Origin of the sequence: Jatrophihabitans sp. (genome assembly GCF_036388195.1) — a bacterium.
In the GTDB taxonomy this organism is placed as follows: domain Bacteria; phylum Actinomycetota; class Actinomycetes; order Mycobacteriales; family Jatrophihabitantaceae; genus Jatrophihabitans_A.
Genome location: NZ_DASVSG010000053.1, coordinates 26,940 through 38,866 on the forward strand (window position 1 = coordinate 26,940; position 11,927 = coordinate 38,866).

The following is an 11,927-nucleotide window of genomic DNA, read 5'->3' on the forward strand; positions in this document are numbered from 1 at the left end:
GATGACTGCCGTCGCGCACGGTTCCACCACGGCCGCAACGCCCATCGAGACCAGCACCGTCCAGAAGAAGCGGTTCTCCCGCGGTGACATCGGCACCCTCGCGGTCATCGCGCTGATCATCTTCTGGTGCCTGGCGCCGTTCTACTGGATGGCGGTGCTGGCCTTCCGCGAGACCGCCTTCACCTTCGAGACGACGCCGTGGTTCACCCACCTCACCCTGGAGAACTTCCGGTACGCCTTCGACACCACCGACAACAAGTTCGGCCGGTCGCTGTTCAACAGCCTGCTGATCGGCGCCGTGGTGACCGCCCTGGCCATGACCATCGGGGTGTTCGCGGGCTACGCGATGGCCCGGCTGTCCTTCCGGGGCAAGGGGCTGATCCTGGCCGCGATTCTGGGCGCGTCGATGTTCCCGGGTGTGGCGATCCTGACCCCGCTGTTCCAGCTGTTCGCCGGCTGGGGCTGGCTGGGCACCTACCCGGCGCTCATCCTGCCGCAGATCTCGTTCTCGCTGCCGCTGGCGGTCTACACCCTGACCAGCTTCTTCTCCGACATGCCGTGGGAGCTGGAACAGGCAGCCCGGGTCGACGGCGCCACTCCCGGCCAGGCTTTCCGGCTGGTGATCTTCCCGCTGGCGGCGCCGGCGCTGTTCACCACCGCCATCCTGGTGTTCCTGGCCTCGTGGAACGAGTTCCTGCTCTCCAGCGTGCTGTCCAACGGTGTCTACAAAGTCGAGCCGTCCACGGTGGCGCTGGCCAAGTTCACCGCCGGGCCGCACGTGGTGCCCTACACCCAGACGATGGCCGCAGGCATCGTGGTCACCGTCCCGCTGGTGATCGTCGTGCTGCTGTTCCAGCGGCGGATCGTCAGCGGCCTCACCGCCGGTGGCGTCAAGGGCTGATCCGGCGCACCTGACACTCGTCCCCGCCACCGGTCCACTCCGGAGGCGGGGACGAGTTTTTTCCGCCCTTGGCCTGCCGCCGGCCCGCCCCGCGCCGGCTCCGGCAGGGAATGCCGGGCGTGCGGGCTGCGTTTGGAGAGCGTGGCCACGACTGGCACACTGTCTGGTTGACGACCCGGCTCCGGTTCACGTCCTGTCCCGCCCTCACTCCAGGAGTGAGTGGCCGGGAGCACCTCCCCAGGGCGACCCGGCGGCCATGACCGGCGCGGCGTATGCGGCGCCATAGAAGGGAACCATCGTGAAGGACGCCATCCACCCCGAGTACGCGGTCACCGAAGTGACCTGCTCGTGCGGTAATTCGTTCACCACCCGCAGCACCGCCAAGGGCGGCTCCATGCGCGCCGAGGTGTGCTCTGCGTGCCACCCGTTCTACACCGGCAAGCAGAAGATCATGGACGTCGGCGGCCGGGTGGACAAGTTCGAGAAGCGCTACGGAAAGCGCGAGCGCACCACCGCCTAGCTACTTCGACGGCGCCCTGGGCGTGCCCTCACCGGCACACCCAGGGCGTCGTTTCTTTGTCGAGAGCGCGAAGAGCAACCTGGCGCCACTGAGAAAGAAGGCGCCGCTGAGCGAAGCGGCGGCGCCGCGACCACAGGGACGGGCAATGGTTCACGAGGCAGACGGATCTTCCACGCTGGCGCAGGTGCTCGCCGAGTACGCCGAGACCGAGAAGGCGCTGTCGGACCCGGCGGTGCACGCCGACCAGGCCACCGCCCGGCGGCTGGGCCGGCGCTTCGCCCAGCTGGCTCCGGTGGTCAGCGCGGCCGCAGAGCTCGAGCGGGTGCGCGCCGACGCCGGGGCCGCCCGTGAGCTGTCCGGCGAGGACAGCTCCTTCGCGGCCGAGGCCGAGGAGCTCGCGAGCCGGATCCCCGAGCTCGAGGGCAGGCTGCGGGAGCTGCTGATCCCCAAGGATCCCAACGACATCAAGGACGTCATCCTCGAGATCAAGGCCGGCGAGGGCGGCGACGAGTCGGCGCTGTTCGCCGGCGACCTGCTGCGGATGTACCTGCGGTATGCGGAGTTGCAGGGCTGGCAGACCGAGGTGCTCGACGACGAGGAGACCGACCTCGGCGGCCACAAGTCGGTCACCGTGGCGGTGCGCTCGCGCAGCGTCGACAAGCCGGTCTGGAGCCGGCTGAAGTACGAGGGCGGCGTGCACCGGGTGCAGCGGGTGCCGGTGACCGAGTCGCAGGGCCGGATCCACACCTCGGCGGCCGGCGTGCTGGTGCTTCCCGAAGCCGAGGAGGTCGAGGTCGAGATCGATCCCAACGACCTGCGGATCGACGTCTACCGCTCCTCCGGGCCCGGCGGCCAGAGCGTCAACACCACCGACTCCGCCGTCCGGATCACCCACGTGCCGACCGGCACGGTCGTCTCGATGCAGAACGAGAAGAGCCAGCTGCAGAACCGGGAGGCAGCGCTGCGGGTGCTCCGGGCCCGGTTGCTGGCCCACGCCCAGGAGCAGGCATCCCAGGACGCCTCCGACGCCCGCCGCTCCCAGGTGCGCACCGTCGACCGGTCCGAGCGGGTGCGGACGTACAACTTCGCCGAGAACCGGATCGCCGACCACCGGGTGAACTTCAAGGCCTACAACCTCGACCAGGTGCTCGACGGCGCCCTCGATGACGTGATCGATGCGCTCACCCGGGCCGATATCGAGGCGGCGCTCTCCGGAGATTCCGACAGCTGATGCAGCCGGCAGTCCGGGCCGAGCTCGCCGCGGCGACCGCCGAGCTGGCCGCCGCCGGGGTCGCCTCGGCCCGGGTGGACGCGGAGCTGCTGCTGGCTCACGTGCTGGGTTGCAGCCGCTCCCGGTTGCTGATCAGCGACGGCCTCGGCCCGGGCGAGGCTGGCCGGTTCCGCCAGCTGGTGAGCCGGCGCGCTGCCGGGACGCCGTTGCAGCACCTGACCGGCGTCGCGCCGTTCCGGCATCTGGAGCTCGCGGTCGGTCCGGGCGTCTTCATCCCGCGCCCGGAGACCGAGCTGCTGGTGGAGCTGGCGGCGCCATGGCTCACGCCCGGCGCCACGGTGGTGGACCTCGGCGCCGGCTCCGGGGCGATCGCGCTGTCGGTGGCGCAGGAGTTCCCGGTGACCCGGGTGATCGCGGTGGAGCGCTCGGAGCAGGCGCTGGAGTGGTTGCGGCGCAATGCCGAGGTCCGGCAGGCAGCAGGTGATCTTGCGGTCGAGGTGCTGGCCGGCGACATCACCGATCCCGGGCTGCTGACCGAGCTGACCGGCAGCGTCGCGGTGGTGCTGGCCAACCCGCCCTACGTCCCGGAATCGATCAGGGCCGGACTGCCGGCCGAGCTTGCCCATGACCCGGCCGAGGCGCTGTTCGCCGGCACCGACGGGCTGGCGCTGATGCCGGCGCTGGCCGGGCTGGCGGCCCGGTTGCTGCGGCCGGGCGGCCTTCTCGGCATCGAGCACGATGAGACCCATGCCCAGGCCGTCAGTGGCCTGCTGACCGATGCGGGCTGGACGAACGTGGCCGGCCGGCCGGATCTGACCGGCCGGCCACGCTTCACCATCGCGGTGCGTGCCTGAGCCTGCGGCTAGCTCAGGCCCACCACCGGCTCGCCGGCCGCGGTCAGCCCGTTGCCGGTGCGGCTGCACGTCCCGCCCCGGATCACGCCGCCGTTGTAGGCCTGCCGCAGGCAGTTGCGCAGCGCCAGCTGGCCCCAGTAGTTCGGGTGCAGCGACTCCTGCACGTAGTACGGGCCGAAGGTCGCCGACACCGTCCGGATGTTCTCGATCCACTCGCTGGCGTCCACGGCGCCGGCGCTGCGCCAGCTGGCCAGCGAGGTCTCCTGCAGCTTGTGCACGCCGGTCTCGCACAGCCGCCGGCCGTTGAACAGCCCGGTGACGTTCAGGATCTTGATGTTCGGCAGCCCGGACTGGGTCGCGGCGTTCCTGACCGCGGAGTTGATGGTGGGCAGCGCGGTGGCGTTGGACCAGTCGGCGTCGGCGTTCCAGAACCCGCAGCCGCCGGTGTTCTGGCGGGTGTAACCGGACTCGGTGTAACGGATCCCGGCGCCGTTGGGCAGGGGCGACGGGTAGGTCTGCAGCACCAGGCTGTAGTCACTGGTCAGGTAGCCGTTGCGGGCCAGCGCGGTGTTGACGTTCTTCAGGGCGTTGGCGATCCGGGTGGTCACCGCCGCGACGTTGGCGCTGGTGAAGTTGGCCGTCACCGACGCGTCGTCCTTGCAGTAGTCCTTCCACCAGGTCGGCGAGCTCAGGAAGTCCTCGACGCAGGTCTGCACGATGGAGCCGAAGTTGAAGTCGTTGCCGCCGATCGACACCACCACCATGGAGACCCGGTTCGTGGCCGAGAAGTTCTGCAGCGCCAGCGCCTGGCCGATGTGGCCGGCGCCGTCGTTGTAGAAGTCCAGGCCCGGCTTGAAGTCGCTGTCGGAGGAGTACGCCGAGGTGGCGGTCTTGGCGCCCGAGCACGCCAGGTTCTTGGCGGAGATCGTGCCGAACGCGATCTCGGCGGACTTGGAGCGGTGGCAGCCGACGATCGCCTCGCGGGTCCCGGCGTCGTAGTACGCGGTCGGGCCGAGCGCATCGGTCTGGGCGGAGTCGTTGGAGTTGCCGGCCCACCGGCCGGCCTCACCGGAGATGTAGGAGTCACCGAGGCTCACGGCCCAGGCGCTGCCGGCCGGGACGGCAACCGGCCTGGCCTTGGCCGCCGTGGCCGGACCGGCGAGGGCGGCCAGCGCGCCGGTGGTCATCGCGGCGCCGGCGAGGAGGGCGGCCATGCGCTGCCAGCTCCTTCGCCGGAGGCCTCGAGATGCTGCGGGGTGAACAGAACGGGGCATAGCAGGTCCTCTCAGGGAGCACGGGGGAGCGCGCCTGGCAAACGGGGTGGCCTAACCGGATGAATCGGTTAAACAACCTGATCTTGACACTGCCGAGGCCGCCCGGCCACCGGGAAGCGGCAGCAGTTTCAGCGCCGATCCGCCGGTGCGGCAGGATTGGGCTCATGAGCGACCTGCTGGACTGCACCGACCCCGTCACCCGGCCGATGGCGATCACCGCCGCGGCCCGGGCGGTGAGCGCCGGCTCGGTGGTGGTGCTGCCCACCGACACCCTCTACGGCATCGGCGCGGACGCCTTCAATCCCGCGGCGGTGACCAGCCTGCTGGCGGCCAAGGGCCGGGGCCGGGACATGCCGGTTCCGGTGCTGGTCGGTTCCTGGCACACCATCGACGGCCTGGTGAGCGCCGTGTCCGGCCAGACGCGAGACCTGGTAGAGGCGTTCTGGCCGGGCGCGCTGACCCTGGTCATCGAGCACGCGCCGTCGCTGGCCTGGGACCTCGGCGACGCCCGGGGCACCGTGGCGGTCAGGATGCCGCTGCATCCGGTGGCGCTGGAGCTGCTGGCCCAGACCGGGCCGCTGGCGGTCTCCAGCGCCAACATCACCTCGATGCCTCCGGCGGTGACCGCCCAGCAGGCCTACGAGCAGCTCGGTGAGTCGGTGTCGGTCTACCTCGACGGCGGCGAGGCGCCGGCCGGCCGGCCTTCGACGATCGTGGACCTGACCGGGCCGACGCCGGTGGTGTTGCGGCAGGGCGCGGTGGCGGTGGAGCAGCTGCGCGAGGTGCTGGGCGAGCTGGAGGCGCCCAGCTAATCGGAGGCGCCCAGCTAATCGGAGGTACCGGACTATTCGCCGGCGCGGGCTACTAGGAGGTTCCGGGCCCGTCCGGCGCCTGCTGGTGGCGGCACCGCGGTCCGAGCCAGGTCGGCTAACCTCTTCGTGCAAGGCGTTGCGGTGGCCGCCGGCCGCCTCTTTCCGCCCACCTCGTCAAGGGAGCGTCGAGCACATGCCTGAGCAGTACTGGGGACCGGACTTCGAGTCGCTGCAGAAGATCGACCCGGAGATCGCCGGTGTGGTGCTGGACGAGCTGGACCGGCTGCGCGGCGGGCTGCAGCTCATCGCGAGTGAGAACTTCACCTCCCCGGCGGTGCTGGCGGCGCTCGGCAGCACCCTGAGCAACAAGTACGCCGAGGGCTACCCCGGCAGGCGCTACTACGGCGGCTGCGAGGTGGTCGACCGGGCCGAGCAGATCGGCATCGACCGGGCCAAGGCGCTGTTCGGCGCCGAGCACGCCAACCTGCAGCCACACTCGGGCGCCAACGCCAACCTCGCGGTGTACGGAGCGTTCCTGCAGCCCGGTGACACGGTGCTGGCGATGTCGCTGCCCCACGGCGGCCACCTGACCCACGGCACCAAGGTCAGCTTCTCGGGCAAGTGGTTCCACGCGGTCAGCTACGGCGTGCACCCGGAGACCGAGGACATCGACTACGACCAGGTCCGGGCGCTGGCTGCCGAGCACCGTCCGAAGCTGATCATCTGCGGCGGCTCGGCGATTCCCCGGCTGATCGACTTCGCCGCGTTCCGCGAGATCGCCGACGAGGTCGGCGCGATCCTGATGGTCGACGCCGCGCACTTCATCGGGCTGGTGGCCGGAAAGGCGATCCCGTCGCCGGTGCCCTACGCCGACGTGGTCACCTTCACCACCCACAAGGTGCTGCGCGGCCCGCGCGGCGGGGCGCTGGTCTGCAAGGCCGAGCACGCCGCGAAGCTGGACAAGGCGGTGTTCCCGATGATGCAGGGCGGGCCGCTGATGCACGCCATCGCGGCCAAGGCGGTCAACCTCGCCGAATGCGCGACGCCGGAGTACCAGGCCTACGCCAGGCAGGTCATCAGCAACGCCCAGGCGCTGACCGCGGGCCTGGCCGAGGCCGGGATGCGCCCGGTCACCGGCGGCACCGACACCCACCTGGCGCTGCTGGACCTGCAGGGGCTCGGGGTGAGCGGGCGGGATGCGGAGAGCCGCTGCGACGCCGCCGGCATCGTCCTGAACAAGAACGCCATTCCCAACGACCCGGCGCCGCCCTCGGTGGCCTCCGGCGTCCGGGTGGGCACCCCGTCGGTGACCACCCAGGGCATGACCGAGCCGCAGATGGCCCAGATCGCGCAGCTGATCGGCCGCGCGGTGACCAGCGCGGACGCCGCGGTGCACGCAGACGTCCGGGCCGAGGTCAGCGCGCTGGTCGCCGCCCACCCGGCATATCCGCAGGGCTGAGCCTGAAGGCGGTCCACTCGTGCATCCATCCCGCGAATACGCGCTGGTCGGCCTGATCGCCGCGCTCGGGACGTTCCTGTGCACGCCGCTGGCTCGCCAGTTCGCCACCCGCTGGGGCGCGGTGGCCAAACCACGCGATCGGGACGTGCACGCCGTGGACACCCCGCGGCTCGGTGGGGTGGCGTTGCTGGCCGGCTTCGCCGTCGCGATGCTGGTAGCGCATGCCCTGCCGACCCTGCACCGCACCTTCGACCACGGCAGCGAGGTGACCGGCGTGCTGTGGGGCGGCCTGATCATCTGCGCCGTGGGGGTCCTCGACGACCGCTACGAGCTGGACGCGATCACCAAGCTCGCCGGCCAGGTGACCGCGGCCGCGGTGATGTCCATCGTCGGCGGGATCCAGCTGCTCTACGTGTACGTGCCGTGGGGCAACGTCGGCACCATCCCACTGGACCGCGACGCCAGCGTGGAGCTGACCATTCTGTTGACCGTGCTGACCGTCAACGCGATCAATTTCATCGACGGCCTCGATGGCCTGGCCGCCGGCGTCACCGCCATCCAGGGAATGGCCTTCTTCGGCTACAGCTATCACCTGGCCCAGGTCGGCAACACCGACATCGCGCTGGCGCCGACGCTGATCTGCGCGGCCCTGGTGGGCGCCTGCTTCGGCTTCCTGCCGCACAACTTCGCCTCGGCGCGGATCTTCATGGGCGACTCCGGATCCATGCTGGTCGGGCTGCTGCTGTCGGCGTCGGCGATCACGGCGTCGTCGCAGACCGATCCCCAGTCGCTGGCCCTGAAGGGCGCCCTGCCGCTCTACCTGCCGCTGATCCTGCCGCTGGCCGTCCTCGCGCTGCCGCTGTTCGACCTGGTGCTGGCGGTGGGGCGCCGGCTGCGGCGCGGCCAGTCGCCGTTCGCGCCGGACAAGGAACACCTGCACCACCGTCTGATGGAGCTGGGACACAGCCACCGGCGCGCGGTCCTGCTGCTGTACTTCTGGTCGGCCGTGCTGGCCTTCGGGGCGGTGGCGATGGCGGTCAGCACCGGTCCCTGGCTGGTGCTGTGGGTGGTCGCGGGGCTGCTGGCCGCCGGCATGCTGGTGACCGCGATCCCGCGGTTGCGCTCGGCCCGGCTGTGAGCACGTCGACCGGAACCGGGCGGGCTCGGATCAGCGTTCGCTGGCTGCTGCTGGCGGCTGTGGCCGTGCTGGGGCTGCTGGGATTCGGCGTCGCCTCGCCGGCCGGCCTGCGCGCCGGGTTGAGCTTCCTCGGCGGCCTGGCCCTGGTGACCGGATCGTTCGAGTTCGGAGCGTTCAACATCCGCTTCGTCAGCCGGCACGCGCCGGGCCTGACGCTGCCGGTGGCGCTGCTGAGCTACCTCACCACCGCGGTCGCGCTGGCGCTGGTGCTGGCCGCCTCCAGCCCCCAAGTGGTGGACGGGCCGGCGATCGCGACAGGCCTGTTCAGCGGGCTGGTGATCTGGCTCGGCGGCGAGCTGGCGGCCGCTCGGGCGGTGCAGGAGCACCCCTGAGCGCCTGTTAGCATTCCCTTACAAATGCACAGTCCGCCGCGCCCAGACGCCCCCGAAGAGGGTGGCGGAGATCCATGGGCTGCCTTCGGCTATCTTGTAGCCGGAGTGCTGTTCTACGGGTTCTTGGGCTGGCTGCTGAGTATTTGGCTGCACGCCGAGTACTGGATACCGATCGGCATTCTGGTCGGGGCTGGTTTCGGGATGTACATGGTGTTCGCCCGGTACCGAATCAGGACGCCCGCACCCGAACACCGCACAACAGGTAGCACCCCGTCCCAGCACCGGACGACATCGGACGACGAAGCAGCCCGAACAACGCGGCCAGATAGCAATGACCGAGGAGAGACTGCGTGAGCCACACCGGCGAGGTCCTGGTAAGTGAAGGGTTTCATGCGCCTGGCCCGGCTGAGTTCTTTTTGCCAGATTTCACAGGTGCTGCATGGAATGAGAACGGCTACCAGGTCCTGCTGACCAAGGCCTCGATCCTGCTGGTGCTCGGCGCGGTGGTGGCCTACCTGTTCCTCGCGATCACCTCGCGCAAGGGCGCCGTGGTGCCGAGCAAGCGGCAGTACCTCGGGGAGCAGGCCTACACCTTCATCCGCAACGGCGTCGCCCAGGACATCATCGGCAGCAAGGAGTACCGCCGCTACGTCCCGCTGCTGGTCTCGCTCTTCTTCTTCGTGGTCGTCAACAACCTGTTCGGCATCGTGCCGATCCTCACCTTCTCGCCGTTCTCCCGGGCCAGCTTCGCCTACGGACTGGCCCTGCTGGTCTGGCTGATCTACAACGGCGTGGGCGTCATGCAGAAGGGCTTCCTCGGCTACCTCAAGCACACCACCGTGCCGTCCGGGGTGCCGGCCTGGATCCTGCCGCTGCTGATTCCGCTGGAGTTCCTGTCCAACATCCTGATCCGGCCGGTGACGCTGTCGCTGCGTCTGTTCGCCAACATGTTCGCCGGCCACCTGCTGCTGATCCTGTTCTCCACCGGTGGGGCGTACCTGCTCATCGAGGCGACCGGCTCGCCGGTGCTCAAGCCGGCCGGCGTGCTGGCCTTCGCGCTCGGGGTGGCGATCGGCTTCCTCGAGATCGTGGTGGCGCTGCTGCAGGCCTACGTCTTCACCCTGCTGACAGCGCAGTACATCTCCGGAGCGCTGGCCTCCGAGCACTGATTTTTCCGGCACCACCTGCAGCACCCGCGCACCGTGCGCACCAGCGGTAACGATCACGATCGGCCACGCCGGCCGAGAAACGGAAGGAACCCCATGGAAGGCTCGCTCAACATGGTCGGCTATGGCCTGGCGGCTATCGGCCCCGGTATCGGCATCGGCCTGATCTTCGCCGCCTACATCAACGGCACCGCACGCCAGCCGGAGATGCAGAGCCGGTTGCAGCCGATCGCGATTCTGGGCTTCGCCCTCGCCGAGGCGCTGGCCATCATCGGCATCGCGCTGGCCTTCGTCATCTAGCCGGCAGCTCCTGAGCGGTCCACCAATCCAAGGGGTGCGTTTATGTATGTGACTCTGCTCGCCGCCGAAGAAGAAGGAGGGCACGAGCCCAACCCATTGGGTTTCGTCCTGTCCGAATTCATCCTCGTGCTGATCATCTTCGCGATCCTGCTCTTCCTGATCAGCAAGTTCGTGGTGCCGGCGTTCGAGCGCGCCTTCGACGCTCGACGGGACGCGATCGAAGGCGGCATCGCGCGAGCCGAGCAGGCCCAGGCCGAAGCGGCCCGGCTGCTGGAGCAGTACAACGCCCAGCTGGCCCAGGCGCGCACCGAAGCCGCCGAGATCCGCGAGGGGGCCCGCGCCGAGGCGCAGCGCATCGTCGAGGAGCTGCGTACCCAGGCGCAACAGGAGTCGGCTCGGATCGTGGCGCGCGGCGAGGAGCAGCTGGCCGCCCAGCGTGGCCAGGTGGTGCGCGAGCTGCGCGGTGAGATCGGCACCCTGGCAGTCGAGCTGTCGGAGAAGATCGTGGGTCAGCGGCTGTCCGACGATGCGGCGATCCGCGGCACGGTGGACGCGTTCCTGGCAGACATCGAGCGGCAGCAGGCAGGCGAGCAGCTATGATCCACGCTGCCGCCTCGCGTTCTGCCCTCGCCGACCTACGCAAGCGGCTGAACACGGTGCTGCCCGACCTGTCCAATGCCATCTTCAAGTGGATCCCGGTGCTACGCCAATTCGAGGGCGACAGCCGGCACCGGGAGCTGGCCGACGAGCTGTACGAGGCCGCTGCGCTGCTGAGCCAGCAGCCCCGGCTGCGACGCGCGCTGGGTGACCCCTCGACCGACGCCGCGGGGCGCGCGGACCTGGCCCGGTCGCTGTTCAGGGGCCAGGTCGGTGACGTGGCGCTGGGGCTGATCGCCGACGCGGTGTCACTGCGCTGGTCATCGCCCTGGGACCTGCCCGACGCCCTGGAGATCCTGGGCAATGAGGCGCTGCTGGCCGCGGCCGAGCAGGACGACCAGCTCGACACCGTCGAGGACGAGCTGTTCCGGTTCGAGCGGATCCTGGCCGACTCGGGCGAGCTCGCAGCCGCGTTGGACGAAACCGGCGTGCCGGCCGAGCGCCGCCGCGGCCTGCTCCAGTCGCTACTGGGCGCGAAGGTGCACCCGATCACGGCCCAGCTGCTCGAGCACGCGGTGACCAGTGGCCGGCGGCCTACCCTGACGTTGGCGATCGATGACCTGCTGCAGGCCAGCGCGGCTCGCCGAGAACACTCGGTCGCCCGGGTGCTGACGGCCACCGAGCTGACCCCGCAGCAGACCGAGCGGCTGGCGGCGACGCTTACCCGGCTCTACGGTCGAGAGATAAACATACGAACCGCTGTCGATGAAAGTGTCAGGGGCGGCCTGGTGGTCCGAGTGGGCGACGAGGTCATCGACGGTAGCGTCGCCAGCCGGCTGGCAGCCGCCCGCATCGTATTCGCCGGCTGAGAAGTGAACCGCAGGGAATGAACGACGTGACCACGCACCATCGGAAGATCGAGATTGAGGAACCAAGATGGCTGAGCTGACGATCTCTGCTGAAGAGATCCGGACCGCCCTCGAGGGCTACGTGTCCTCGTACTCGCCGGAAACCTCCCGCGAAGAGGTCGGGACCGTCGCCGACATCGGGGACGGCATCGCCCACGTCGAGGGCCTGCCCAGCGTGATGACCAACGAGCTGCTCCGGTTCGAGGGCGGCACGCTCGGGCTCGCGCTGAACCTCGACGTCCGTGACATCGGGGTGGTCATCCTGGGTGATGACTCGCAGATCATCGAAGGCCAGCAGGTCAAGAGGACCGGTGAGGTCCTGTCGGTCCCCGTCGGCGACGCCTTCCTGGGCCGGGTGATCAACCCGCTGGGCAC

13 protein-coding genes and 1 pseudogene are annotated in these 11,927 nt (G+C 69.8%); 13 read left to right on the plus strand and 1 reads right to left on the minus strand.

The window, feature by feature from the left end; translation table 11 throughout:
* The first annotated feature begins 1 nt into the window (after nucleotide 1).
* The 4 genes from VF612_RS05100 to prmC all read left to right on the plus strand — a co-directional run bounded on the left by VF612_RS05100 (nucleotide 2) and on the right by prmC (nucleotide 3,506).
* Complete coding sequence (locus tag VF612_RS05100) at nucleotides 2-901, plus strand: carbohydrate ABC transporter permease (RefSeq protein ID WP_408658768.1); 900 nt, start codon at nucleotides 2-4, stop codon at nucleotides 899-901.
* 298 nt (nucleotides 902-1,199) lie between these two features.
* On the plus strand, nucleotides 1,200-1,421 hold the full coding sequence (rpmE, locus tag VF612_RS05105) for a 50S ribosomal protein L31 (RefSeq protein ID WP_408658769.1): 222 nt from the start codon (nucleotides 1,200-1,202) through the stop codon (nucleotides 1,419-1,421).
* A gap of 145 nt (nucleotides 1,422-1,566) precedes the next feature.
* The gene (gene prfA / locus VF612_RS05110) at nucleotides 1,567-2,652 is read left to right on the plus strand and encodes a peptide chain release factor 1 (RefSeq protein ID WP_408658770.1); all 1,086 of its coding nucleotides are present in this window, start codon (nucleotides 1,567-1,569) and stop codon (nucleotides 2,650-2,652) included.
* Nucleotides 2,652-3,506 carry a peptide chain release factor N(5)-glutamine methyltransferase gene (gene prmC / locus VF612_RS05115; protein ID WP_408658771.1) on the plus strand — a complete coding sequence of 285 codons (855 nt, stop codon included), beginning with the start codon at nucleotides 2,652-2,654 and terminating at the stop codon, nucleotides 3,504-3,506. The genes prfA and prmC overlap by 1 nt, the downstream gene beginning before the upstream one ends.
* Before the next feature lie 8 nt (nucleotides 3,507-3,514).
* On the opposite strand, the gene VF612_RS05120 is transcribed toward prmC, so the two are convergent.
* Nucleotides 3,515-4,720 (minus strand): hypothetical protein, encoded by a 1,206-nt coding sequence (locus VF612_RS05120; protein ID WP_408658772.1) that lies wholly within the window; start codon nucleotides 4,718-4,720, stop codon nucleotides 3,515-3,517.
* Between the two features lie 224 nt (nucleotides 4,721-4,944).
* On the opposite strand from VF612_RS05120, the gene VF612_RS05125 reads away from it, so the two are divergent.
* The 9 genes and pseudogenes from VF612_RS05125 to VF612_RS05165 form a co-directional block, all read left to right on the plus strand.
* On the plus strand, nucleotides 4,945-5,592 hold the full coding sequence (locus VF612_RS05125; protein ID WP_408658773.1) for an L-threonylcarbamoyladenylate synthase: 648 nt from the start codon (nucleotides 4,945-4,947) through the stop codon (nucleotides 5,590-5,592).
* Between the two features lie 193 nt (nucleotides 5,593-5,785).
* A complete protein-coding gene (glyA, locus tag VF612_RS05130; protein ID WP_408658774.1) occupies nucleotides 5,786-7,051 on the plus strand; it encodes a serine hydroxymethyltransferase in 1,266 nt (421 codons plus the stop codon).
* Nucleotides 7,052-7,070: 19 nt separating this feature from the next.
* Nucleotides 7,071-8,189 (plus strand): glycosyltransferase family 4 protein, encoded by a 1,119-nt coding sequence (locus VF612_RS05135; RefSeq protein ID WP_408658775.1) that lies wholly within the window; start codon nucleotides 7,071-7,073, stop codon nucleotides 8,187-8,189.
* A complete protein-coding gene (locus tag VF612_RS05140; RefSeq protein ID WP_408658776.1) occupies nucleotides 8,186-8,581 on the plus strand; it encodes a hypothetical protein in 396 nt (131 codons plus the stop codon). The genes VF612_RS05135 and VF612_RS05140 overlap by 4 nt, the downstream gene beginning before the upstream one ends.
* Before the next feature lie 416 nt (nucleotides 8,582-8,997).
* Nucleotides 8,998-9,750 (plus strand): F0F1 ATP synthase subunit A, encoded by a 753-nt coding sequence (gene atpB, locus VF612_RS05145; RefSeq protein WP_408658777.1) that lies wholly within the window; start codon nucleotides 8,998-9,000, stop codon nucleotides 9,748-9,750.
* A gap of 93 nt (nucleotides 9,751-9,843) precedes the next feature.
* Nucleotides 9,844-10,047 carry an ATP synthase F0 subunit C gene (gene atpE / locus VF612_RS05150; protein ID WP_408655277.1) on the plus strand — a complete coding sequence of 68 codons (204 nt, stop codon included), beginning with the start codon at nucleotides 9,844-9,846 and terminating at the stop codon, nucleotides 10,045-10,047.
* A 42-nt stretch (nucleotides 10,048-10,089) separates the two neighbouring features.
* Nucleotides 10,090-10,647, plus strand: a complete 558-nt coding sequence (locus VF612_RS05155) for a F0F1 ATP synthase subunit B (RefSeq protein ID WP_408658778.1) — start codon at nucleotides 10,090-10,092, stop codon at nucleotides 10,645-10,647.
* Nucleotides 10,644-11,513 (plus strand): F0F1 ATP synthase subunit delta, encoded by an 870-nt coding sequence (locus tag VF612_RS05160; protein WP_408658779.1) that lies wholly within the window; start codon nucleotides 10,644-10,646, stop codon nucleotides 11,511-11,513. Before VF612_RS05155 ends, VF612_RS05160 begins: the two co-directional genes overlap by 4 nt.
* Nucleotides 11,514-11,580: 67 nt before the next feature.
* A pseudogene (locus tag VF612_RS05165) lies at nucleotides 11,581-11,927 on the plus strand (F0F1 ATP synthase subunit alpha); the annotation flags it as partial.